We start from the raw sequence: 23,049 nt of genomic DNA, 5'->3' as shown, positions 1-23,049 counted from the left end.
TTAAGGTCGCGCAATACGCTGCGCCGCCCCGGGATACCGAGGCGGCCGCTTATGGCCGGCCTCAGCCGACGATCAGTTCCGTCCACTTCTGGTTCAGCCAATCCGACTTCGTCTGATAGAGATCGTAGCGCGGAACGATCGGCTCGATGTCCGAGGAGACGGCAGCGAATTCCTTATCCGTCAGATCGGTGGACTCGCGTTTGACCGTCGGCGAGGTGCCGACCTTGCGCGAGAGCGTCGCCTGAACCGCAGGCTGGCACATGTAATCGATGAAGATGTGGGCTTCCTCGACCTTCTGCGACGCGCGCGAAAGCGCCCAGCAGCCGGAATCCTGGATGCCGCCCTCCTTGGGGAAGGTGGAACGCACCGGATGACCATCCGCCGCGGCAAGCCCCGTCACGTCGTGATAATATTGCCCCATCGGGATTTCGCCCGACTTCAGCGCCTGTTCGAACTGCGCTTCGTCGCGGTACCAGAGACGGACGTTCGGCTTCACTTCGGCGAGCTTTTCGAACGCTTTGAGAATCCCCTCTTCCGTGTCGAGCGCATTGGTGCCGCCCATGAAGGTCTTGGCTGTCACTTCGAGCAGGAAGGAGTTGGAGACCAGCGCCAGGAGGCCGAGCTTGTCGGCATTCGCCGGATCCCAGAACGCCTGCCACGAGGTCGGTGCCTCCTTGTAGACGTCGGTGTTGGTCACCAGCGTGATGTACCAGGAAACGGCGCCGATGCCGGCGATGCGGCCGTCCGGATATTTGTTGACGAAGCGGTCGAGCAGGTTCGAGCCGTTCTTGATCTTGGCCATGTCGATCGGCGTCCAGAGGTCGGTCGCCTGCCCTTTGAGCATTGCCACCTGAGACATCATGGAAACGTCGGCGGGCGCCTGGCCGGCGCGGGCGGCCTGTTCGAGCTGGACGAGCCATGCCTCGCCGGTGGGCTCGGCGACGGATTCGATCGCGATGCCGGTCGCCTTGGTGAATTCGGGGAAGATGTTCTTGTCGAATGAGTCCTTGAAGTAGCCGCCATAGACGCCGACCTTCAGCGACTTGTCCTGCGCCCTCAGCACCGCCGGAATTGCCAGCATCGACGCGCCGGCAAGCCCCGCACCGAGCAGCGTGCGGCGCTTGATGGAATTGGTGATCATCGCATGTCTCCTTTGTTTTTGGCGGATTGCGCCGCGTTCCCTTGTTCTAGTTGATTCCCTGCGCCCTTTGTCCCCGCTTCGCTTCAGCAAGGAAAATGATCTGGCAATAGATTATCGTGATCCGCTCGTGCCCGCCATGCGCATCGATTTCGGATCGTTCATCCGCGCATCAGCCCTTGCCGGCAACGGCCGAACTGAAGACCATCAGGCTCAGGATCTCGAAGAGCACCTGGGCGCCGGCATGGGCCGTATTGGTGGTCGTGTCGTATTGCGGCGCCACCTCGACGACGTCGCCGCCGACGAGATTGACGCCCTTCAGCCCGCGTATCAACTCCAGCACCTCACGCGTCGTCAGGCCTCCGACTTCCGGCGTACCGGTGCCCGGCGCGAAGCTCGGGTCGAGGCTGTCGACGTCGAAGGAGAGATAGGTCGGACCGTCGCCGACGATCTTCTTCGCCTTTTCGATGATCGCCGGAATACCCACTCCGGTGACCTCCTCCGCATGAACGACCGTCATGCCGGACTCGTAGGAGAACTCCCACAGATACTCCGCCGAGCCGCGGATGCCGATCTGGATGACGCGGGTCGGATCGAGCACACCGTCGAGGACGGCGTTGCGGAACGGGCCGCCATGGTGGAACTTGGTCAGGTCAAAGGCGCCGCCCGTGTCGCAATGCGCGTCGATATGGATCATGCCGACAGGCTGCTTCTTGCCCACGGCCTTGAGGATCGGATGGGTGATCGAATGGTCGCCGCCGACGGAGAGCGGCACGACGCCCGCATCGACGATCTGGTTGATCCGCTTCTCGATGTCCTCGTGGCTGATTTCGAGGCGATAGCGACTGCGGAAGGGAACATCGCCGATATCGGCGACCCTGAGATCGTGCACCGGTGCGCAGCCGAGCACGTGATTATAGGGCCCGATCCGCTCGATCGCGCGCAGGGCCCGTGGTCCGAAGCGCGATCCCGGACGATTGGTGACGCCGAGGTCCATGGGAACGCCGATCATCGCCACCTGAAGATTGCCGAAATCGGGCTCATCGGCATCGACCGGCATGTGAGGTGCGGTCAGGAACGTCGGAATGCCGGAATAGGGCGCCAGCCGCGTGCCGCTCTTCGTGAAAATCTTGTCCGCGACCTTGCGGAAGGTCGGATCGAAGAGCTCGCCGCCATGGCTCTCGCCATATTTCGCCTTCAATGCGTTGAGCTTCTGTTCATCCCAAGCCATGCGCCGGACCTCCGTATCGTTCGGCCGGGGCTGGGACATGATGCACCGCAATTCACGACTTGCGGTGTGCCGATCTGAAGCGGCGCAATCAGGTTCCCCGGCTTTTGCCTTTGTTGCGCATATTAGGAGACAATTCTTCTGGAAAAGCAATTGACATTGTTATACCGTTTGATGTGAGAAAAATTCACATAGATGCCGCCTCTCCGGAGCTTCTTCTTGTCGAGCCGCCTGCCTCCGCTGAATCCGCTGCGCGCCTTCGAGGCCACCGCCCGGCGCGGCTCCGTTTCCGCTGCGGCGCGTGAGCTCAACGTCACCCACGGCGCAGTAAGCCATCAGATCCGCGCGCTCGAACTCTCCTTCAACGCACCCCTTTTCGAGCGGGGCGGCAAGCGGCTGAAGCTGACGCCGCAGGGCGCGCTGCTCCTGCCTGCGGTGACGCATGCCTTCGCCGAGATCGCCGCGGCAACGGCGGCGATGACGCGGCCCGCGACGAGCGGGGAACTCACCGTCACCTGCGTCCCGGCACTGCTCTCCTTCTGGATGATTCCGCGCCTGCACCTCTTTACCGAGCAGTTCCCCGATGTCCAATTGCGGCTGATCGCCTCCAATGACGAGGCGAACCTCGATTCCCCGGACGTCGACGTCTGCCTGCTCTATGGCGACGGCAACTGGCAGGACTGCTGGTCGAGGCTCTGGAGCCGGCTCGAGCTTTTCCCGGTCGTCAGCCCGACGCTCCTCAACATGCGGCCGCTGCGATCCATCCGGGACATCCGCGACCACGTGATGCTGCATGGCGACGACGGCCGCGAGTGGAACACCTGGCTCGCCGCAGCCGACGCGATCGATTTCCAGCGCGGTCGCCAGCATTTCATGAGCGATGCGCGGCTTTCGACCGAGGCGGCCCTGCACAACCAGGGCGTTGCGCTCGGCGATACGATCACCGCCGGCAGCCTGATCGCCCGCGGCGAGCTGATCGCCCCTTTCGACCTGACGGTTCCGGCCAACGACGCCTTTTTCGTCGCCTGCCGTAATGAAGTTCGCGCCGCGCCGATCGTCCGCGTTTTCATCGACTGGCTGTTTGCCGCTCTCGAAAGCGATCCGATGCCGGAGCTGCAGATGTCCGCCCGCACGATCATCCGCAGCCGCATGCCGAAGCCGGAAGATGCCGGCCGCAAGACAACACCGAAGAGCCTTCAGCCCCGTTCCCCGCCGCGCAACCGGCGTCCGGAACGTCCGCAGAGGCGCAAAATCAAATCATGATGCGGGGCTGAGAATCCCGTCCGCTTCAACAACAGGAAATCCGCCATGCCGCATTTCAATCCCCTCGTCGAAAAGCTCTCGCCGCCGCCGATACCCTCGGTGCTCGCATGGGCGAAGGCTTATGACGGGGCAAAAGGTCCCCTGATCGACCTCTCCCAAGCCGTGCCCGGCTATCCCGCTCATCCCGACATGCTGAAATGGCTGGGCGAAGCCGCGGCGTCGGCGGCCTACACGGGCTACGGAGCGATCGAGGGTGAAGCGGAACTGCGCCAGGCCTATGCCGAGCACGTGGCATCGCTCTATGGCGCGGCGGTCGCCGCCGGCAACGTCCACATCACCTCCGGCTGCAACCAGGCCTTCATCTGTGCCGCCATGGCCGTTGCCGGGGCCGGCGATACGGTGCTGATGAGCAATCCCTATTACTTCAACCAGGAGACCACGCTGGCGATGCTGGGGATCGATGTCGAGCTTGCGCCGCTCGATGCGGGCGCCGGGTTCCTGCCCGAGGTCGAGACCATCGCCTCTGCCTTGCGGCCGGGCATCCGGGCACTCGCGCTCGTTTCGCCCAACAATCCCACGGGAGCGGTCTACCCGCCCGAACTGCTGCAGCGCATCTACGAGCTCTGCCGCGCGAACGGAACCTGGCTCATTCTGGACGAAACCTATCGCGACTTCCTGCCGGATGCGGCCGCCGCGCCGCACGGCCTGCTTCGAACCCCGGGCTGGGAGGACGGTTTCATCGGTCTTTACAGTTTCTCGAAGTCCTTCTGCATTCCGGGCCATCGTCTCGGCGCAATCACCGCCGGACCGCAGGTGGTCGAGCAGGTCGCCAAGATCATGGACAATCTCCAGATCTGCGCCCCGCGTTCCCCCCAGGCGGCCGTCGCGAGGGCGATACCGGCGCTTGCCGACTGGCGGCTTGCCAACCGCGCCGAAATCGCCGCCCGCGCCGAGGCGCTGAGGACGATCATGACCCGGCTGCCGCAATGGAACCTGCAGGCAGTGGGCGCCTATTTTGCCTATATCCGCCACCCCTTCCCCGATATCGAGTCGCAATTCGTCGCCGAGAAGCTGGCGAAGCTCGCCGGCGTCCTCTGCTTGCCCGGCGATTATTTCGGCGAGGGTCAGGAGAACTACCTGCGCTTCGCCTTCGCCAATGCGGACGTGGCGACGATCCTCAAGCTCGAAGAGCGCCTCGCGCGATTCGAGCTGCCGGGTATCTGAGTGGCTCAGCCGCGGCGGGCGATCAGGATGCCGATCAGCACGATCGCGCCGCCGATCGCCTGCATGGCGCCCACCGGCTCGCTCAGCAGAACCCAGGCGAGCAGCGCAGCCACGACCGGCTGCAGGAGCAGCGTCAGCGAAGAAAAGGCCGGCGGCAGAAAAGCGAGCGCATAGGTGATCGCCACCTGCCCGCCGGCGTGGCTCACGAAGGCAAGTCCGAAGAGCATGGCCCAGCCGAAGGCGCTCGTCGGGAAAAGCGACTGCTCGGCCAACAGGGCCATCGGCAGCATGCAAACGGCTGCCGATGCGGTGCTCCAGATCATGATCCGGTTTGTGCTGAAGCGGCTTCGCAGACGCCCGATTGCGAGAATGTAGCCGGCATAGAACGCGGCCGCGACGATAGCGATCCCATCGCCGGCGAGATCGCCGCCGCCGAGTGCCGCCGGACCGCCTTTCAGGACGACCACGCCGACGATCGCCGTGGCGAGGCCGCCCAGGAAGATGCCGCTGACCGCCGAGCGGAACAGAGCCCATCCGGCAAGCGTCACGAAGACCGGCGCCAGATTGGCAAGCAGCGTCGCATTGGCGACCGAGGTCATGGTGAGCGCAAGGTGCCAGGCTGCGAGATCGATGGCGAGAAATACGCCCGGCAGGACAAGTTGAGCGTAATCGGACAGGCGCTGCGGGGGCTTGTCCGCGACTGCGCCGCCGCGCAGCCGTGACCAGGCCAGCAGCGGGATCAGCGCCAGCGCGACACGCCAGAAGGCAGTGGCCATCGGCCCCACTTCCGAGAGCCGCACGAAGATCGGCGATCCGCCGATGGCGGCACCGCCGATGATGAGCGCGGCCATGGCAAGTCTGTTACGGGGAGCGGCGGAACTGGCGGCTTGGGTCACGGCGATGTCCGATGGCTGGGAAGCGCGCGCAGAACCGGCGCGCGGCAAGCCAGCTATCAGAATCCCGCCGCAAGCGACAGCCGAATTCGCCCGATAGGCGAAAAACGACCACACGCGCAAACGTGCGGCCGTGGGAGAGACGACCCGTCAGGCTGCGTCCGGCAGGTGAACCGTTTTCACCTCCAGGAAGTCCTCGAGCCCGAACATCCCGCCTTCCCGGCCGTTGCCGGACTGCTTGTAGCCGCCGAAGGGGCTTCCGTAGCGGTGCGGACCGCCGTTGATGTGCACCATGCCGGCGCGGAGACGCGATGCCAGCCGCTCCGCCCTTTCGCGGTCGCGCGTCTGGACATAGGCCGCGAGGCCGTAATTCGTGTCGTTGGCGATCGCGATCGCCTCCTCTTCCGTATCGAAGGGAATGATCGAAAGCACCGGTCCGAACACTTCCTCGCGCGCGATCCGCATGGAATTGTCGACATCGGCGAAGATCGTCGGCCGGACGAAATATCCGGTCTCGAAGCCTTCCGGCTTGCCGGGGCCGCCGGCCAGGAGCGTCGCGCCCTCGGCAACGCCCGCTTCGATCAGCGCCTGCACCCGCTCGAACTGAATATGGCTGACGAGCGGGCCGATATGGGAGCCATCCTTCGTCGGATCGCCGACCCTCGCCTCCATGCCGACGCGCCTGGCGATTTCCACGACCTCGTCATAGGCGCTGCGCTCGACGAGCATACGTGTCGGGGCATCACAGGACTGGCCGGAATTGTTGAAGCATTCGAGAATGCTGGCGGTCACCCGCTCCTCGATATCGGCATCGGCAAAGACGATGTTCGGCGACTTTCCGCCGAGTTCGAGCGTAACGCGCTTGACCGTATCGGCGGCGTCCTTGCTGACGGCGATACCCGCCCGCGTCGAACCGGTGAAGGACATCATGTCGATGTCCTTGTGCTTCGACAGCGCAGCCCCGGCATGGATGCCGTCGCCATTGACGAGGTTGAAGACGCCGGCCGGAAAGCCCGCCTCTTCGATCATCTCGGCGTAGAGCATGGCGTTCAGCGGCGTGAATTCGCTGGGTTTCAGGACGCAGGTGCAGCCGGTCGCAAGCGCCGGGACGACCTTAAGCGCGATCTGGTTGACCGGCCAGTTCCACGGCGTGATGAGACCGCAGACGCCGATCGGCTCACGCAGGAGCGTGTCGCCGTTCGGCAGCTTTTCCTTGAGTTTCAGGCGCTTCAGGGCATCGATGAAGCCCTGAAGATGACCGACGCCCACATCCGCCTGCTGCTCGCGGCTCATCGTTCTCGGCGCACCGAGTTCGGCCGTGATGGTGTCGGCCATTTCATCGTAACGCCGCTTGTAGATCGCGAGCAGCTTTTCGAGCAGCGCCAGCCGTTCCTCGACGCTCGTCCGGCTATAGCTTGCGAATGCCTTCTTGGCGGCTGCAACCGCCCGGTCGACGTCGGCAGCGGTGCCGAGCGAGATAACCGCTATCGGCTTCTCGGTCGCCGGATTGAGCACCAGAAGATCGTTCTGCGTGGCCGGCTCAACCCATTTGCCGTCGATGTAGAATTTCCGTTTGTCGAGCATTCGCTCCTCCATCCCGTCTGATTTCCGCCGGCAAGGCTACGACGGCGGCTGCACGCGGACAAGGGCGGAAAAGCGGAAGGGAGCGTGTCGGGAAACGGCACCGGCCGATGAACGGCTGCAGATGCATGAGCACCTGCAGCCGTTGCGAAATCAGAACGCGCCGATGAGGAGCGCGCAGATGAAAGTGAAGGCTGCAGCCACCGCGATGGCCTGGGTAAAGTGTCTGGCAGTCGGACGACGGGCTGGTCGAGCCCGGTAGACGGTATAGCGGGATTGGGTCATCGCCTTGGTCGCGTTCATTATGTCTCTCCGCTGTTGGGGCGTGGCCTGTAGCCGTTGTTCTCCTATATTCTTGATCGAATTCCTAGATAATTTTTTGCCACGGATCAAACGAGAAATGAAAAATTCGTTTAACCGGCCTGCCGGGCAGCGCGGAATACACGGTTCTTTCGAGGTCTCCGATGCCCAGGAGCGATCGCCCCGGCTACCAGCCGACGGCGTCCTTGAGCATGTACCACCACGATCCGACAGTCGAATACTGCGCGCGGAACATCCGTCCGCCGGGGAATGGATACCAGGGCAGCTTCGCGAAGACATCGAAGCGCGCCGCGTCCCCGTCGATCGCTTCGGCAAGAGTGCGGCCGAAAAGGTGGGAGCCCGTCACGCCATGACCGCTATAGCCATGGGCGAAATAGGTATTGCTGCCGATCCGCCCCATTTGCGGCACGCGCGTGAAGGAGAGTGCGAAGTTGCCGCTCCAGGCATAGTCGATCTTCACGCCCTTGAGCCGCGGAAAGACCTTTTCGAGATTTGGCCTGAGCTTTGCCACGACATCCGCCGGGTCGGTACCGCCATAGACGGTGCCGCCGCCGAAAATCATCCGCTTGTCGGCGGACAGCCGGAAATAGTCGAGAATGTAGCGAACGTCCTCCACGCACATGTCGCTCGGGATCAGCGAATGGGCAAGCTCCTCGCCGAGCGGCGCGGTGGTGATCATCTGGGTCGAAACGGGCATGACGCGGGTGGCGAGCTTCGGCACGGCATCGCCAAGATAGGCGTTGCCGCAAAGCACGACGATCCGGGCGGAAACCTCGCCCCCCTCGGTATGGACGGTCGGCCGGGCCGATTCGTGGTCGACACGGGTCACCGGTGACATCTCGTAGATCACGCCGCCGAGGCTCTCCAGGGCGCGGGCCTCGCCGAGCACCAGATTGAGCGGATGCATATGGCCGCCGGTGGTGTCGAGCATGCCGCCGCAATAGGCCTCGGAATCGACGAGCTTGCGCAGCGCCTCGCGGTCGAGAAGCTGATGATCGTCCATCCCGTGTTTGCGCCAGAGCGCCTGCTTGGCCTCGAGCTCCTTCATGTGGGCTCCGGTATAGGCGGCATAGATATTGCCGGGCTTCAGATCGCACTCGATCCGATACTCGCTGACGAGCCGGCGGATGATCCGTCCGCCTTCCTGCACAAGGCCGCCGATGAAGCGGGCGGCATCCTCGCCGTAGCGGCGCTCGATCGTCGACAGGCCGGCATTGAGGCCGTTGACGATCTGGCCGCCGTTGCGTCCGGAGGCGCCCCAGCCCACCTGCGCACCCTCGACCACGGTGATTTTGTAGCCCTTTTCGGCAAGATGAATGGCCGTGGACAGGCCCGAATACCCCGCGCCGACGATGCAGATGTCGGTTTCGATCCGGCCTTCCAGCCTGACCGGATTGCGAATGATGTTGCGCGAGGCGGCGTAATAGCTCGTGGGGTAGCTGCCGTCCCCGGCATAGGATTTCTGCTTCGGTGCCATCAGACGATTTCCAGATAGGCGCTGAATTCGTAATCCGTGACCTGCTCGGCGAAGCCGGCGATCTCCTGGCGCTTGCAGGCGATCAGCATGGAGCGAAGCACGGGATCGAAGATCTCGGCGGCGATCGGTCCGGCCTCGAAGGCGTCGACCGCCTGCCCCCAATCGGCAGGAATTTTGGGCAATTTCTCCGTCGCATAGGCTCGTCCCTCGACGGGCGCCGGCGGCTTCCATTTGTTGCGGATGCCTACGAGCGCCGCGCCGAGGATCGCGGCGATGACGAGATAGGGATTGGCGTCGGCACCCGCGACGCGGTGCTCGATCCGCCGCGCCGCCGGGTTGCCGCCCGGGATGCGGATTGCCGAGGTGCGGTTCTCGTAACCCCAGGAAATCGAGGTCGGCGCATGCGTGTCGGGCCGCAGCCGCCGGTAGGAATTGAAGTGCGGGGCGAACATAAGCGTCGTCTCGGCCATGCCGCGCAGGAGGCCGGCCACCGCATGCTTGAGCACGGCCGATCCCTCGTCGCTGCCGTCGTCGAAGACGTTGTTGCCTTCCTCGTCGAGCAGGCTGAAATGGATGTGCATGCCGTTGCCGGAACGGGTGCCGTAGGGTTTGGCCATGAAGGTCGCCGCGAGCCCGTGCTTGCGGGCGACCCCCTTGACGATGCGCTTGAAGAAGATCGCGTCATCCGCCGCCTTCAGCGGATCGTCGCTGTGCAGCAGATTGATCTCGAACTGGCCGATGCCGTTTTCGGCGATCGCCGCATCGGCCGGCACGTTCTGCCGCGCGCACTCCCTGTAGACGTCGGAAAAGAACTCGCCGAAATCGTCGAGCTCGTCGATCGAAAGGATCGCGTCGGAATCGAGCCGCTTGCCGGTATAGGGCGAGATCGGCGGGACGGCGCTGTCCGGCTCGGGATCGATGAGATAGAATTCCAGCTCCGTCGCTACCACCGGGCGCAGCCCCAGTTCGCGATATTCGCGCATGATCGCCGCGAGCGCCTGGCGCGGATCGGCAAGAAAGGGCCTGCCGTTCTCGACGAACAGCCAGAGCGGAACCAGCGCGCTCGGCCGCGACGTCCAGTTGACCGGCAGGGCCCCTCGCCCCGTGACGCCGCAGATGCCGTCGCGGTCGCCGGTCGCAAAGACCTGCGCGCTGCCGATGATGTCCTCACCCCAGACGTCGACGCCGACGATCGAGAGCGGCATGCGGATGCCGCCGCCGAGCACCTTCCTGGCCTGTTCCACCGGCACCCGCTTGCCGCGCATGATGCCGTTCAGGTCGCAAATCACCGCCTGAATACTTTCTATCGGGCCGTTCTGTTCAAGCCAGGACTGGAACACTTCCGGGTCGTCCGCATCGATTGACATATCGTATTTCTTTTTGTGATCACATTATCGGGAAATTGACATAGTTGCAGTTTTGAAGTCAAGCTGCCCCGGGTCGGCAGGATCGACTCGTTCCAACGCCCGCGTGCGGGAGGAATCGCCGTCTTGAAGACCCTTGCTCTGCCCGCCCTTCATCGGCCGGAAGGCATGACGACCCACGACTATGCCTTTGCGCGTCTCAGGCAGGCGATCATGGTGGGCGCCTTCCGGCCCGGAACCTCCGTCACCATACGCGGGCTCGCAGATGCGCTGGAGAGCAGCCCCACGCCGGTGCGCGAAGCACTGCGTCAGCTGACCTCGATCGGCGCCCTGCAATTTCTGGAGAACCGGCGCATCGTCGTGCCGCGGATCACGCCGGCGCGTTTCGAGGAGCTGATCTCGCTTCGTATCGCGCTTGAAAGCCACGCCGCGCGCAGGGCCGTTGCCCATCTCTCCGACCGGCAGATAGACCGCATCATCGCATTGGATGACGCGATCGAGGCCGCGATCCTGGCGGGGCAGAAGGCGCAGGCGCTGATCGCCAATCAGGAATTTCACCGGCAGATCTATACGGCCAATCCCGATCAGGTCGTCATGCCGTTCGTAGAGAGCCTCTGGCTCCAGCTCGGGCCGATCCTCGGCATTGCCATGGAGCACGTCACGGAATTCTACGTCATCGACCGTCACCGTGAGGCCATCGAGGCCCTGAGACGGCGTGACGAGGACGCCGTGGCGCAAGCCATCGCCGCCGACATCCGCGAGGGCATCGGCGGCTTCGATCAGCAGGCGATCGGCAAGCTGCTCGCGCTTGCGCGGTGAATGAGCCTTGGGTCTGCCCAGTAGGGTAACCACCCTGATCTGCCCCTCACCCTAGCCCTCTCCCCGCGCGCGGGGAGAGGGGACACCCCTGTGTTCCGCTTCAGCCTCGATGGGTCGATACGGACTCGTCTCCTCTCCCCGCAAGCGGGGAGAGGCTAGGGTGAGGGGCAGACCTCAAGGCTTCGACGCTCATCTGGCCCTTGACCACCTCTCCTGTCCCCTGCATATTGCTCAGATGTCAGACCAATTGTGGTTCTGGGGAGAACCGGATGCCCCTGCAGGATAAAGCGATGCTCCTGCCCCTGCCGCCCGCAGACCGGGCGCAGCAGGTAATATCCGCCCTTGCCGATTTCATTCAAAGATCGGGGCTGAACCCCGGGGATCGCTTGCCTGCCGAGCGGGAAATGATGGCGGCGCTCGCCGTCGGCCGCTCCACCATTCGTGAGGTGCTGAGCCATTTCCAGGCGCTCGGCGTTGTCGAGGCGCGCAAGGGCAGCGGCACCTATCTCCTGCGCGCCATTTCCACCGCAACCATCCACATGCCGCTGGCGCTCGACACGGAGCACCTTCGCGACGCGCTGCTGCAGACGCTCGAAGTGCGGCGCGGCATCGAGGTCGAGGCCGGCATGGTCGCTTCGCGGCGCCGCACGGAGGCCGACCTCGTCAACATCGAAACGAAGCTCAACGAGATGGAGCGGGTCCATCTCGCCAAGGGAACCTCCGGCCCGGAAGACCTCGCCTTCCATCTTGCGATCTACGACGCGACCCACAATCCGCTCTTCAAGCAACTGCTCGAACAGATGCGCGAGGCCTTCGAACGCTTCTGGGACGAGCCTTTCGACCGCTCGGACTTCGCAAGGCGCTCCTTTCCCTTTCACCGAACGCTCTTCGATGCGATCGCGGCGCAGGACGCCGAGGCCGCGCGCGCGGAAACGCTGAAAATCCTCGCGGTCGTCGAGGAAGACATCAAGGAAATGTCCAAATGAACAACGGCCTCGATCCGTTCGAGAGAGCCTCCCTTATCGTCGCGCATGACGAGAGCAACGCTTTCGATGCAGTCGTACCGCCGATCGTGCAGACCTCGCTCTTCACCTTCAAGAACTATGACGAGATGGTCGCTTCCTATCGGGGCGAGCGCGTGCGGCCTATCTACACCCGCGGCCTCAACCCGACGGTCAGGCATTTCGAGGAGATGCTGGCGAAGCTCGAAGCCGCCGAAGACGCCATCGGTTTCGCAAGCGGCATGTCGGCGATCTCCTCCACAGTCCTCTCCTTCGTCGAGCCGGGCGACCGCATCGTCGCCGTGAAACATGTCTATCCCGATGCGTTCCGCCTCTTCGGCACGCATCTGAAGCGCATGCGTATCGAGGTCACCTATGTGGACGGGCGCGACGAAGAGGCGGTTGCCAAGGCGCTTCCAGGCGCCAAGCTCTTCTACATGGAAAGCCCGACCAGCTGGGTGATGGACGCGCACGATGTCGCAGCGCTTGCGGCTCTCGCACGCCGGCAGGGGATCGTCACGGTCATCGACAACAGCTGGGCCAGTCCGGTGTTTCAGCAGCCGGTCTCGCTCGGCGTCGACCTCGTCATTCACTCCGCATCGAAATATCTGAGCGGCCATAGCGATGTCGTCGCCGGCGTCGTCGCCGGGTCGAGCGACCTGATCGGCCGCATCCGTTCGGAAGCCTATCCCTATCTCGGCGGCAAGCTTTCGCCCTTCGACGCCTGGCTGCTGATCCGGGGCATGCGCACGCTGCCGGTGCGGATGAAGGCACATGAGCGCTCGGCGCTCGCGGTCGCCCGTCGTCTGGCAGAGCATCCGCTGGTCGAAACCGTCTGCCACCCGGGCCTCGGCAACCATCTGCCCCCCGGTCTCTCCGGCACCTCCGGACTTTTCTCCTTCATCTTCCGCGAAGGCGTCGACATGCGCCGCTTCGCCGATCACCTGAAACTCTTCAAGCTCGGCGTCTCCTGGGGCGGCCACGAAAGCCTCATCGTGCCGGGCGAAGTCGTCCTGGCGCAGAAAGCCGAGCCCAATTCCGCGGCAGCCTTCGGCATTTCACCGCGGTCGGTACGGCTCCATGTCGGCCTGGAGGGAACGGAGGCCCTCTGGAGCGATCTCGAAACGGCGATGACAGCCGCTTCATCAGGCTGACGAACACGCAACCAGCGAGAACAAAGGGAACGATAAAATGAGGAAACTGATCACCGCCACCCTGCTTGCCACGCTGATGGCCGGCAGCGCCCTTGCCGATACCAAGCTGAAGCTCGTCGAGGTCATCACCAGCCCCGAGCGCACCGAAACGCTGAAGTCGATCGTCGCCAAGTTCGAACAGGCGAACCCCGGCACGACCGTGGAGATCATTTCGCTGCCCTGGGGCGAAGCCTTCCAGAAATTCGCGACCATGGTCTCGGCCGGCGAAATCCCCGACGTCATGGAAATGCCGGACACCTGGCTGTCGCTCTACGCCAATAACGGCATGCTCGAAAGCCTCGAGCCCTATCTCGAAAAGTGGGAGCACACGCCCGGCCTCACCGAGCGCGCGCTCGAACTCGGCCGCGACGTCAACGACACCGCCTATATGCTGCCCTATGGCTTCTATCTCCGGGCGATGTTCTACAACAAGAAGCTGCTCTCCGAAGCGGGCGTCGCCGAACCGCCGAAGACGATGGACGACTTCGTCAAGGCTTCCGAGGCGGTCTCCAAGCTGCCGGGCAAATCGGGCTATTGCCTGCGCGGGGGTCCGGGCGGTCTCAACGGCTGGGTGATGTTCGGCGCGACCATGGCCGGCGACAACAAGTTCTTCAACGAGGACGGCACCTCGACGATGAACAGCGAGGGCTGGATCAAGGGTCTCACCTGGGTCATCGACCTCTACAAGAACGGCCTCGCCCCCAAGGACAGCGTCAACTGGGGCTTCAACGAGATCGTCGCCGGCTTCTACAGCGGCACCTGCGCCTTCCTCGACCAGGATCCGGACGCGTTGATCGCGATCGCCCAGCGCATGAAGCCGGAGGATTTCGGCGTCACCACCATGCCCAAGGGGCCGAGCGGCAAGGCCTTTACCACGATCGGCTTTGCCGGCTGGTCGATTCTTGCCGCCAGCCAGAACAAGGATCTCTCCTGGAAGCTGATCGAAACGCTGGAAGGCCCGGAAGGCAATATCGAGTGGAACAAGCGCACCGGCGCGCTGCCCGTCCATAAGTCGGCCGAGAAGGACCCCTTCTATGCGAGCCCGCAGTTCAAGGGCTGGTTCGACGAACTCGCCGACAAGGACGTCGTGCTGACGGTCATGCCGACCTATCTCGAAGAATTCGCCTTCTTCAAGGATTCGCTCGCCATCAAGACGACCCAGGAGGCCCTGCTCGGCGACATCACGCCGGAAGAGCTCGCCAATCAATGGGCCGACTACCTGACCAAGGCGCAGCAGAAGTACCTCGCAAGCAAGAAGTAACGCAGGCACCGGCGGCGGTCAGCCGCCGCCGGTCGTCCGACGCAAGAAAAGGCACGCCGATCGATAACGGCGGTCAAAAAAGGGGAAATTTCGATCGATGGCCTATGCCGCACGCCATGACGGCCTGCCCGCAACCCGTCCGCCGCTGATGAAGCGGATCGCCGACGCCTCTGCGCCCTATCTCTATACCGCTCCGGCGCTCATCCTGATCGTTACGGTCATGCTCGTGCCTCTGGTGCTCGGCATCTCCTACGCTTTCCGCGACATCCAGCTGCTCAACCCCTTCTCCGGCGGTTTCGTCGGCCTCGATCATTTCCGCGCGCTCGCCCAGGACCAGGCATTCTTCCGTTCGCTGCGCAACACGCTCTGGTGGACCGGCGCCTCCGTGTTCCTGCAGTTCGCCTTCGGGCTCATCCTGGCACTCCTGCTCGACAAGCCATTCTATGGGCGTGCGGTTGCACAGGCGCTCGTCTTCCTGCCCTGGGCGGTGCCGAGTTTTCTGGCCGGCCTCAACTGGGCCTGGCTTTTCAACCCCGTCGTCGGTCCGCTGCCGCACTGGTTCTTCGCTCTCGGCATCATGAGCCAGCCGACCAACATTCTGTCCGATCCCCAGCTTGCCATGTGGGGACCGATCATTGCCAATATCTGGTGGGGCATCCCCTTCTTCGCGATCACACTGCTGGCAGCGCTCCAGGCGATCCCGCGCGACCTTTACGAGGCAGCGAGCATCGACGGCGCCGGCCCGGTGCAGCGTTTCCTTTCGATCACCCTTCCCTTCCTGGCGCCCACGATCGCAATCACCATTCTGCTGCGTACGGTCTGGATCTCCAATTTCGCCGATCTCATCATCGTCATGACCAATGGCGGGCCGGCGGACCGAACCCAGATCGTCGCAAGCTACATCTTCACCCAGGCGTTCAAGCGGCTGGATTTCGGTTATGCCTCGGCGATCGCGCTGGTGCTGCTGGCGCTGCTCCTCGCCTATTCATTGCTGATCGTGATCCTGCGGCAATGGCTCCTGAGCAAGGATTGAGACCATGCGCGCCAAACAAGCATTTCTGACCATTGCGCATCGCCTGGCGATTCTCGCTTATATCGCCTTCGCGCTCTTCCCGCTCTTCTGGCTGCTCAAGGTCGCCGTCACGCCGAACGACCTCCTCTATTCGGAGGGCATTCGTCTCTGGCCGTCGCGGGCGAGCCTCGAACACTTCGACTTCGTGCTGCGGCACAGCGCCTTCCCGGTGTTCTTCCGCAACAGCCTGATCGTTTCGGGGTCGACCGCCGTCATCGTCACCATCCTCGCCTCGCTCTCCGGCTACGCGCTCTCGCGCTTCCGGTTCCGCGGCAAATACTGGCTGGTCACGCTGATGCTGCTGACGCAGATGTTTCCTCTGGTGATGCTGGTCGCGCCGATCTTCAAGATCCTCTCGCCGCTGGGGCTGACCAACAGCCTCACCGGGCTCGTCGTCGTCTACACCGCCTTCAACGTCCCCTTCGCGACATTCCTGATGCAGTCCTTCTTCGACGGCATTCCGAAGGACCTGGAAGAGGCGGCGATGATCGACGGCGCGACGCAGTTCGTCGCCTTCCGCCAAATCATCCTGCCGCTGACGCTGCCCGGAATCGCCGCGACCCTAGGCTTCGTCTTCACCGCCGCCTGGAGCGAACTGCTCTTCTCGCTGATGCTGATCTCCGGCAACGCACAGGCGACCTTCCCGGTCGGGCTCCTGTCCTTCGTTTCGAAATTCTCGGTCGACTTCGGGCAGATGATGGCCGCCGGCGTGCTGGCGCTGATACCGGCCTGCCTCTTCTTCCTCCTCATTCAACGCTATCTCGTCCAGGGCCTCACGGCCGGCGCGGTGAAAGGCTGATACGCAATGGCTTCCATCGACATCGCCAACATCAAGAAGTCCTACGGTACCCATCCGGTGCTGCACGACGTCGACCTCAAGATCAGCGACGGCGAGTTCGTCGTGCTCGTCGGTCCCTCCGGCTGCGGCAAGTCGACCCTTCTGCGCATGATCGCCGGGCTCGAGAGCGTGACCGGCGGCGAGATCCGCATCGCCGGCAGGCGGGTCAACGAACTCGCTCCGAAGGACCGCGACATTGCCATGGTGTTCCAGTCCTACGCGCTCTACCCGCATATGTCGGTCGCGAAAAACATGAGCTACAGCCTGAGGCTGCGCAAGACGGCCAAGGAAAGGATAACGACAGTCGTTGCTGGCGCCGCTGCCAAGCTCGGCCTCGACCCGTTGCTCGATCGCCGCCCCAAGGCGCTCTCCGGCGGCCAACGCCAGCGCGTCGCCATGGGCCGCGCCATCGTGCGCGAGCCGAAGGCGTTTCTCTTCGACGAACCGCTCTCCAATCTCGATGCGCGCCTGCGCGAGCAGATGCGCGCCGAGATCAAGAAACTGCACAAGGATCTGGGCGCCACCTCCATCTATGTGACGCACGATCAGATCGAGGCGATGACGCTGGCAGACCGCATCGTCGCCATGAACGGCGGCGTGGTCCAGCAGGTCGGAAGCCCGCTCGATCTCTACGACCGTCCGGCCAATCTTTTCGTCGCCGGCTTCATCGGCTCGCCGGGCATGAACTTCTTCGAAGGTACCTGCCACGCGGGCGACGCGCCGCGCTTCGAGATGTCGGATGAGATCGGCATCCCGCTCGACGCGGCCGCGCCCCTTTCGAATAACGCAAAGGTGACGCTCGGCATCCGTCCCGAACATGTCGTGCTTGCCGGCCACGGCCCGGAGACGCTGCTTGCCGGCGTCGATCTGGTCGAGCCGACGGGCTTCGGCATCATCCTGCATCTCTCGCTCGGGCGGGCGACCTTCAAGGTCTTCACCAACGACCGGTCGTTCCTGACGGCGTCCGGCACGATCCCCGTCCACTTCCCCGCCCACCACCTGCATTTCTTCGATGCGGAGGGCAAGCGCGTCTGACGCACGCGCCGAATGGCGGCCCGCAGGTTCAGGCTTAGCCGGAAGGAGCAATTGACTTCTCTACGACAAGGACTAGCTTCTTTCCTGTCGCACGTATCAACCGCCCCGGCGCACCATTCCTTAAGAGAAGCAAGCACCGCCAAAGCAGATTTGACGATAGCCTTCCTTGCCCCGCGCCGGGCGAAATTGAGGAAGTATCATGCGAATTGCACTTGCTGCCCTGTCTTTTTCGGCACTCTCGCTCTGTCCGCTCGCCGGGCTTGCCCAGGAGGGCGATGCCGAGGCCGGCGCCACCGTCTTCAAGAAATGCGCCACCTGTCACGTGATCGACAAGGACCAGAACAAGGTCGGTCCTTCGCTGCAAGGCGTCATCGGCCGGACGGCCGGCACCCATGCGGACTTCAAATATTCGCAAGCCATGATCGATGCGGGCAAGGGTGGTCTCGTCTGGGACGACGCGACGCTCGCCGAATATCTGCGTAACCCCAGGGCCAAGGTCAAAGGCACGAAGATGGTATTCCCCGGCCTCAAGAAGGACGAGGAGATTGCCAATGTGATCGCCTACATGAAGCAGCATCCCAAATAGGAATACTTGCGGGAAGTGAGAATTCGATCTCGTCCCGATGATTTGCCAGTATTTTCCGTTCGTGCAATAATTGTGATCGGAACTCTGCGATTGCGTATTCGTCTCACGGCCGATCACGGCGGGGGAGGGTCAGGGAATGGCCGTGGTAGTGATTCTGGTTCTGCTGGCCGTCGGCTCGGTGTTGTTCCATTTGCTTAGTCCCTGGTGGTGGACCCCGATCGCCTCCAATTGGAGTTACATCGACAATACCATCACCATCACCTTCTGGATCACCGGCATCGCCTTCACCGCCGTGGTCCTGTTCATGGCCTATTGCGTCCTGCGCTTCCGCCACCGACCCGGCAATACCGCCGCTTACGAGCCCGAAAACAGGCGGCTCGAAGGCTGGCTCGCGACGGGCACGACCTTCGGTGTCGCGGCGATGCTGGCGCCGGGCCTCTTCGTCTGGAACCAGTTCGTCACCGTCCCGCAGGATGCGTCCGAAGTTGAGGTGATCGGCCAGCAATGGCTGTGGAGCTTCCGGCTGCCCGGCGCGGACGGTAAGCTGGGCACGACCGAAACGCGCGATATCGCCCCCGAAAACGCGCTCGGGGTCAATCGGGACGACGCCGCCGGGCAGGACGACATCATCATCGAAGGCGGCGAGCTTCACCTGCCGGTCGGCAAGCCGGTCAAGATGCTGCTTAGGTCGGTCGACGTCCTGCACGATTTCTACGTCCCCGAATTCCGCGCCAAGATGGACATGGTGCCAGGCATGGTCACCTATTTCTGGTTGACGCCGACGCGGACCGGAACCTTCGAGATACTCTGCGCGGAACTCTGCGGCGTCGGCCACCCGCAGATGCGCGGTACCGTCGTGGTCGACACCGAAGAAGACTACCAGGCCTGGCTCGCCGAGCAGCAGACCTTTTCGCAACTGTCCGCATCATTGGAAACAAAAGCAATTCCGGGAAAAGCGTGTAGCGGTTCTCCGTCCGGAGTTGCGATCGAACAAGGAACCGGAGCATTCGCGCTTTTTGAAGAAGAGCGAGAATGCTTCGGCCCGGCGGCGACAACGGTCGCCGCCTCAGCGGCACAGTAGGAGGTGCCGTGAAGTAGCCCCTGGGGAGGAGATATGATGGTCGACGTCCGGTCCGGTATTGGCGAGGCACTTCCGCCTCCCGAAGTCGAGGATGTTGAGCTTTACCATCCGCATAGCTGGTGGACGCGTTATGTCTTCAGCCAGGATGCGAAAATCATCGCCATTCAATACGGCACGACCGCGATCGCCATCGGCATGGTGGCGCTGGTGCTGTCCTGGCTGATCCGGCTGCAACTCGGTTTTCCCGGCACATTCGAGCTGATCGATGCCGAGCGCTACTATCAGTTCATCACCATGCACGGAATGATCATGGTGATCTACCTGCTCACCGCCCTCTTCCTCGGCGGCTTCGGCAACTATCTGATCCCGCTGATGGTCGGCGCGCGCGACATGGTGTTTCCCTATGCCAACATGCTCAGCTACTGGATCTATCTACTCGCCGTGATCGTCCTGGCCGCAAGCTTCTTCACGCCCGGCGGACCGACCGGCGCCGGCTGGACCCTCTATCCGCCGCAGGCCGTCCTTTCCGGCACGCCCGGCGGCAGGGACTGGGGCATCATCATGATGCTCTCGTCGCTGATCATCTTCGTCATCGGCTTCACCATGGGTGGCCTCAACTATGTCGTGACCGTGCTGCAGGGCCGCGCACGCGGCATGACGCTGATGCGGCTGCCGCTGACCGTCTGGGGCATCTTCACCGCGACGGTGATGGCGCTGCTTGCCTTCCCTGCCCTTTTCGTCGCCTGCGTCATGATGCTCTTCGACCGGCTGCTCGGCACGAGCTTCTTCATGCCGGCCATCGTCGAAATGGGCGAGCAGCTGCAATATGGCGGCGGCAGCCCGATTCTCTTCCAGCACCTGTTCTGGTTCTTCGGCCACCCCGAAGTCTACATCGTCGCCCTGCCCGCCTTCGGCATCGTCTCCGATCTCATCAGCACCCATGCCCGCAAGAACATCTTCGGCTACCGCATGATGGTCTGGGCGATCGTCATCATCGGCGGCCTCTCCTTCATCGTCTGGGCGCACCACATGTATGTCAGCGGCATGAACCCGTATTTCGGCTTCTTCTTCGCCACGACCACGCTGATCATCGCGGTGCCGACGGCGATCAAGGTCTATAACTGGGTCCTCACCCTCTGGCGCGGCAATATCCATCTGACGCTGCCGATGCTCTTCGCCCTCGCCTTCATCGTCACCTTCGTCAATGGCGGGCTGACGGGTCTCTTTCTCGGCAATGTCGTCGTCGACGTGCCGCTCTCCGATACGATGTTCGTCGTCGCGCATTTCCACATGGTCATGGGCGTGGCGCCGATCATGGTGATCTTCGGCGCCATCTATCACTGGTATCCGAAGATCACCGGGCGCATGCTCAACGAGGCGATGGGCCAGATCCATTTCTGGGTCACCTTCATCGGCGCCTACGCCATCTTCTTTCCGATGCATTATCTCGGCCTCATCGGAGTCCCGCGCCGCTATCACGAGCTCGGCGAGGCATCTTTCGTGACGACTTCGATCGCCGAGCTCAACGCTTTCATCAGCGTCATGGCGCTTCTCGTCGGCGCTGCGCAGATCCTGTTCCTCTTCAATCTGGGCTGGAGCCTGCGCCACGGGCGGGAGGCCGGGGGCAATCCCTGGCGCGCGACGACGCTCGAATGGCAGACGCCCGAGACGCCGCCGCCTCACGGTAACTGGGGCGATGAACTGCCCGTCGTCTACCGCTGGGCCTATGACTACAGCGTCCCCGGCGCGCCGGAGGATTTCATCCCGCAGAACCAGCCGACGCCCGGCCGCCTCAGTCACGAGACCGTCTCATGAGCATCGTCGCCTTCTTTCTGGCGGCGATCGCCGCCATCGTCGTCTGGTGGCTCGCAGGGCAGCGCCTGACATCGCGCCCCTGGCTCGAGGTCGGTCACTTCCACGACCGGCGGGGCGCAACACGTTTGCCACCGGCAAAAATCGGTCTCGGCGTATTTCTCACCGTCGTCGGCGCGCTGTTTTCACTTGCGATCAGCGCCTATTTCATGCGCATGGCGTCATCCGACTGGGGCGCGCTGCCTTTGCCCGGCCTTCTCTGGCTCAATACGGGCATCCTCGCCGCCGGCAGCATCACCCTGCACTGGACCAGGGTCGAGGCAGGGCGGCGGAACGACGAGGCGGCTCGGATCGGTCTCCTGGCGGCGCTCGCTCTTGGCCTTGCTTTCCTCGTGGGTCAACTCTTCGCCTGGCGTGCGCTGTCGGACGCCGGATATTTCGTCGCCGGGAATCCGGCCAACAGCTTCTTCTATCTGCTTACGGGCATGCACGGCCTGCACATCATCGGGGGGCTCTTCGCTCTCGGCCGGGTAACCGCACATGCCTCGCAAACACCGCTCGACAACAGAACGCGCCTGTCGATCGAGCTTTGCGCCATCTACTGGCATTTCATGCTGATCGTCTGGCTGGTTCTCTTCGCTCTTTTTGCCGGCTGGGCCAGCGGCGTGATCGATTTCTGCCGCCAACTGCTGACATAGGAACCGTTGAACATGTCTGCACCGATGAAGAAGCCCGCAGCAGAAACGCTCCCGCGCCCCGCCGGTCTGGCGGGTCTCGCGTCGGACTGGGCCTCCGACCAGCGCACCTTCAAGGATGTTTCCTGGGGAAAGGCCATGATGTGGATCTTTCTCCTCAGCGACACCTTCGTCTTCGGCTGCTTCCTGCTTGCCTACATGTCGGCGCGAATGTCCACCGCCGTTCCATGGCCCAATCCGAGCGAGGTTTTCGCACTCGAAATCGCCGGAACGCACATGCCGCTGATCCTCATTGCCATCATGACCTTCGTTCTCATTTCGAGCAGCGGCACCATGGCCATGGCCGTCAACTACGGTTACCGCCGCGACCGGCGGAAGACCGCGGCGCTCATGCTTCTGACGGCGCTTTTCGGCGCCACCTTCGTCGGCATGCAGGCGTTCGAATGGTCGAAGCTGATCGCCGAGGGCGTGCGGCCCTGGGCCAACCCCTGGGGAGCCGCTCAATTCGGCTCTTCCTTCTTCATGATCACCGGCTTTCACGGGACCCACGTCACCTTCGGCGTGATCTTCCTGCTGATCGTCGCCCGCAAGGTCTGGCGCGGCGATTTCGAAACGGAGCGGCGCGGCTTCTTCACCAGCCGCAAGGGGCGCTACGAGATCGTCGAGATAACCGGCCTCTACTGGCACTTCGTCGACCTGGTCTGGGTCTTCATCTTCGCATTCTTTTATCTTTGGTGAGGGAGGGCATCGTGGCTCACGCGGAAATACATCCGGCACAACCTGCGGCCGCCCATACGGAGCACCAGCAGCACCCGATCAAGCTCTACCTCCTGGTCTGGGGGCTGCTCTTCGTCCTCAGCGCTCTTTCATACCTCGTCGATTACTTCGGCCTGCAGGGCTATCTCCGCTGGTCGTTGATCCTCATCTTCATGATGCTGAAGGCGGGCCTCATCGTGGCCGTGTTCATGCATATGGCGTGGGAACGCCTGGCGCTGATCTACGCGATCATTCTGCCCCCGCTGCTGGTGCTCGTCTTCGTGGCGCTGATGGTGTCGGAATCGAACTATGTCCTCTTCACGCGCCTCACCTTCTTCGGTGGCGGCGAGTAAAGGCGGCTGCCGAAAGGCCGCGTTTCGGCGACGCGTCCGCCTGCCGCCTCCCTGTTCG

Annotated in this window: 22 protein-coding genes; 15 read left to right on the top strand and 7 right to left on the bottom strand. The window is 63.2% G+C overall.

Annotation, left to right across the window (positions count from 1 at the left end; all coding sequences use genetic code 11):
- Positions 1 to 61: 61 nt before the first annotated feature.
- Both AC6CIG_RS04395 and speB read right to left on the bottom strand, forming a co-directional pair.
- On the bottom strand, positions 62 to 1,141 hold the full coding sequence (locus AC6CIG_RS04395; RefSeq protein ID WP_498322455.1) for an ABC transporter substrate-binding protein: 1,080 nt from the start codon (positions 1,139 to 1,141) through the stop codon (positions 62 to 64).
- 169 nt (positions 1,142 to 1,310) lie between these two features.
- On the bottom strand, positions 1,311 to 2,369 hold the full coding sequence (gene speB / locus AC6CIG_RS04390; RefSeq protein ID WP_127712554.1) for an agmatinase: 1,059 nt from the start codon (positions 2,367 to 2,369) through the stop codon (positions 1,311 to 1,313).
- Between the two features lie 192 nt (positions 2,370 to 2,561).
- Here speB and AC6CIG_RS04385 point away from each other — a divergent pair, with 192 nt between their 5' ends.
- Complete coding sequence (locus AC6CIG_RS04385; RefSeq protein WP_018095781.1) at positions 2,562 to 3,629, top strand: LysR substrate-binding domain-containing protein; 1,068 nt, start codon at positions 2,562 to 2,564, stop codon at positions 3,627 to 3,629.
- A 45-nt stretch (positions 3,630 to 3,674) separates the two neighbouring features.
- Positions 3,675 to 4,853: an aminotransferase gene (locus tag AC6CIG_RS04380; RefSeq protein ID WP_018095782.1), complete on the top strand. Its 1,179-nt coding sequence runs from the start codon at positions 3,675 to 3,677 to the stop codon at positions 4,851 to 4,853.
- Between the two features lie 5 nt (positions 4,854 to 4,858).
- Here AC6CIG_RS04380 and AC6CIG_RS04375 read toward each other — a convergent pair whose 3' ends face one another.
- The 5 genes from AC6CIG_RS04375 to AC6CIG_RS04355 all read right to left on the bottom strand — a co-directional run bounded on the left by AC6CIG_RS04375 (position 4,859) and on the right by AC6CIG_RS04355 (position 10,492).
- Positions 4,859 to 5,749, bottom strand: coding sequence for a DMT family transporter (locus tag AC6CIG_RS04375; protein ID WP_033047352.1), 891 nt, complete (start codon positions 5,747 to 5,749; stop codon positions 4,859 to 4,861).
- A 147-nt stretch (positions 5,750 to 5,896) separates the two neighbouring features.
- Positions 5,897 to 7,330, bottom strand: a complete 1,434-nt coding sequence (locus tag AC6CIG_RS04370) for an aldehyde dehydrogenase family protein (RefSeq protein WP_437408793.1) — start codon at positions 7,328 to 7,330, stop codon at positions 5,897 to 5,899.
- Positions 7,331 to 7,480: 150 nt separating this feature from the next.
- Positions 7,481 to 7,630 (bottom strand): hypothetical protein, encoded by a 150-nt coding sequence (locus AC6CIG_RS04365; RefSeq protein ID WP_018095785.1) that lies wholly within the window; start codon positions 7,628 to 7,630, stop codon positions 7,481 to 7,483.
- Positions 7,631 to 7,814: 184 nt separating this feature from the next.
- Entirely contained in the window at positions 7,815 to 9,128 is a 1,314-nt protein-coding gene (locus tag AC6CIG_RS04360) for an NAD(P)/FAD-dependent oxidoreductase (RefSeq protein ID WP_164867106.1), read from the bottom strand.
- Positions 9,125 to 10,492 (bottom strand): glutamine synthetase family protein, encoded by a 1,368-nt coding sequence (locus AC6CIG_RS04355; protein ID WP_018095787.1) that lies wholly within the window; start codon positions 10,490 to 10,492, stop codon positions 9,125 to 9,127. The genes AC6CIG_RS04360 and AC6CIG_RS04355 overlap by 4 nt, the downstream gene beginning before the upstream one ends.
- A 123-nt stretch (positions 10,493 to 10,615) precedes the next feature.
- Between AC6CIG_RS04355 and AC6CIG_RS04350 the strand changes: the two genes are divergently transcribed.
- From AC6CIG_RS04350 to AC6CIG_RS04290, 13 genes are all read left to right on the top strand, one after another.
- Positions 10,616 to 11,308, top strand: a complete 693-nt coding sequence (locus tag AC6CIG_RS04350) for a GntR family transcriptional regulator (protein ID WP_127712557.1) — start codon at positions 10,616 to 10,618, stop codon at positions 11,306 to 11,308.
- A gap of 269 nt (positions 11,309 to 11,577) precedes the next feature.
- On the top strand, positions 11,578 to 12,294 hold the full coding sequence (locus AC6CIG_RS04345; RefSeq protein WP_018095789.1) for a FadR/GntR family transcriptional regulator: 717 nt from the start codon (positions 11,578 to 11,580) through the stop codon (positions 12,292 to 12,294).
- On the top strand, positions 12,291 to 13,463 hold the full coding sequence (locus AC6CIG_RS04340; protein ID WP_127712558.1) for a PLP-dependent transferase: 1,173 nt from the start codon (positions 12,291 to 12,293) through the stop codon (positions 13,461 to 13,463). The genes AC6CIG_RS04345 and AC6CIG_RS04340 overlap by 4 nt, the downstream gene beginning before the upstream one ends.
- A 37-nt stretch (positions 13,464 to 13,500) precedes the next feature.
- Positions 13,501 to 14,763 (top strand): ABC transporter substrate-binding protein, encoded by a 1,263-nt coding sequence (locus tag AC6CIG_RS04335; RefSeq protein WP_127712559.1) that lies wholly within the window; start codon positions 13,501 to 13,503, stop codon positions 14,761 to 14,763.
- Between the two features lie 97 nt (positions 14,764 to 14,860).
- The gene (locus AC6CIG_RS04330) at positions 14,861 to 15,796 is read left to right on the top strand and encodes a carbohydrate ABC transporter permease (RefSeq protein WP_018095792.1); all 936 of its coding nucleotides are present in this window, start codon (positions 14,861 to 14,863) and stop codon (positions 15,794 to 15,796) included.
- 4 nt (positions 15,797 to 15,800) lie between these two features.
- Positions 15,801 to 16,634: a carbohydrate ABC transporter permease gene (locus tag AC6CIG_RS04325; RefSeq protein WP_018095793.1), complete on the top strand. Its 834-nt coding sequence runs from the start codon at positions 15,801 to 15,803 to the stop codon at positions 16,632 to 16,634.
- A 6-nt stretch (positions 16,635 to 16,640) separates the two neighbouring features.
- Positions 16,641 to 17,708, top strand: a complete 1,068-nt coding sequence (locus AC6CIG_RS04320; protein WP_018095794.1) for an ABC transporter ATP-binding protein — start codon at positions 16,641 to 16,643, stop codon at positions 17,706 to 17,708.
- A gap of 199 nt (positions 17,709 to 17,907) precedes the next feature.
- Positions 17,908 to 18,294, top strand: coding sequence for a c-type cytochrome (locus AC6CIG_RS04315; protein ID WP_018095795.1), 387 nt, complete (start codon positions 17,908 to 17,910; stop codon positions 18,292 to 18,294).
- A 136-nt stretch (positions 18,295 to 18,430) separates the two neighbouring features.
- Positions 18,431 to 19,375, top strand: a complete 945-nt coding sequence (locus AC6CIG_RS04310) for a cytochrome c oxidase subunit II (protein ID WP_127712561.1) — start codon at positions 18,431 to 18,433, stop codon at positions 19,373 to 19,375.
- Between the two features lie 33 nt (positions 19,376 to 19,408).
- Positions 19,409 to 21,190: a cytochrome c oxidase subunit I gene (ctaD, locus tag AC6CIG_RS04305; RefSeq protein ID WP_018095797.1), complete on the top strand. Its 1,782-nt coding sequence runs from the start codon at positions 19,409 to 19,411 to the stop codon at positions 21,188 to 21,190.
- On the top strand, positions 21,187 to 21,885 hold the full coding sequence (locus AC6CIG_RS04300) for a cytochrome c oxidase subunit 3 (RefSeq protein ID WP_018095798.1): 699 nt from the start codon (positions 21,187 to 21,189) through the stop codon (positions 21,883 to 21,885). The genes ctaD and AC6CIG_RS04300 overlap by 4 nt, the downstream gene beginning before the upstream one ends.
- A gap of 12 nt (positions 21,886 to 21,897) precedes the next feature.
- On the top strand, positions 21,898 to 22,620 hold the full coding sequence (locus AC6CIG_RS04295) for a heme-copper oxidase subunit III family protein (protein ID WP_127709465.1): 723 nt from the start codon (positions 21,898 to 21,900) through the stop codon (positions 22,618 to 22,620).
- A gap of 11 nt (positions 22,621 to 22,631) precedes the next feature.
- Entirely contained in the window at positions 22,632 to 22,991 is a 360-nt protein-coding gene (locus AC6CIG_RS04290; protein ID WP_100671939.1) for a cytochrome C oxidase subunit IV family protein, read from the top strand.
- Positions 22,992 to 23,049: the final 58 nt, after the last annotated feature.

The sequence above is a fragment of the Sinorhizobium sp. GQ132 genome (assembly GCF_059758575.1).
This window is presented reverse-complemented; position numbering and strand designations above follow the sequence as displayed.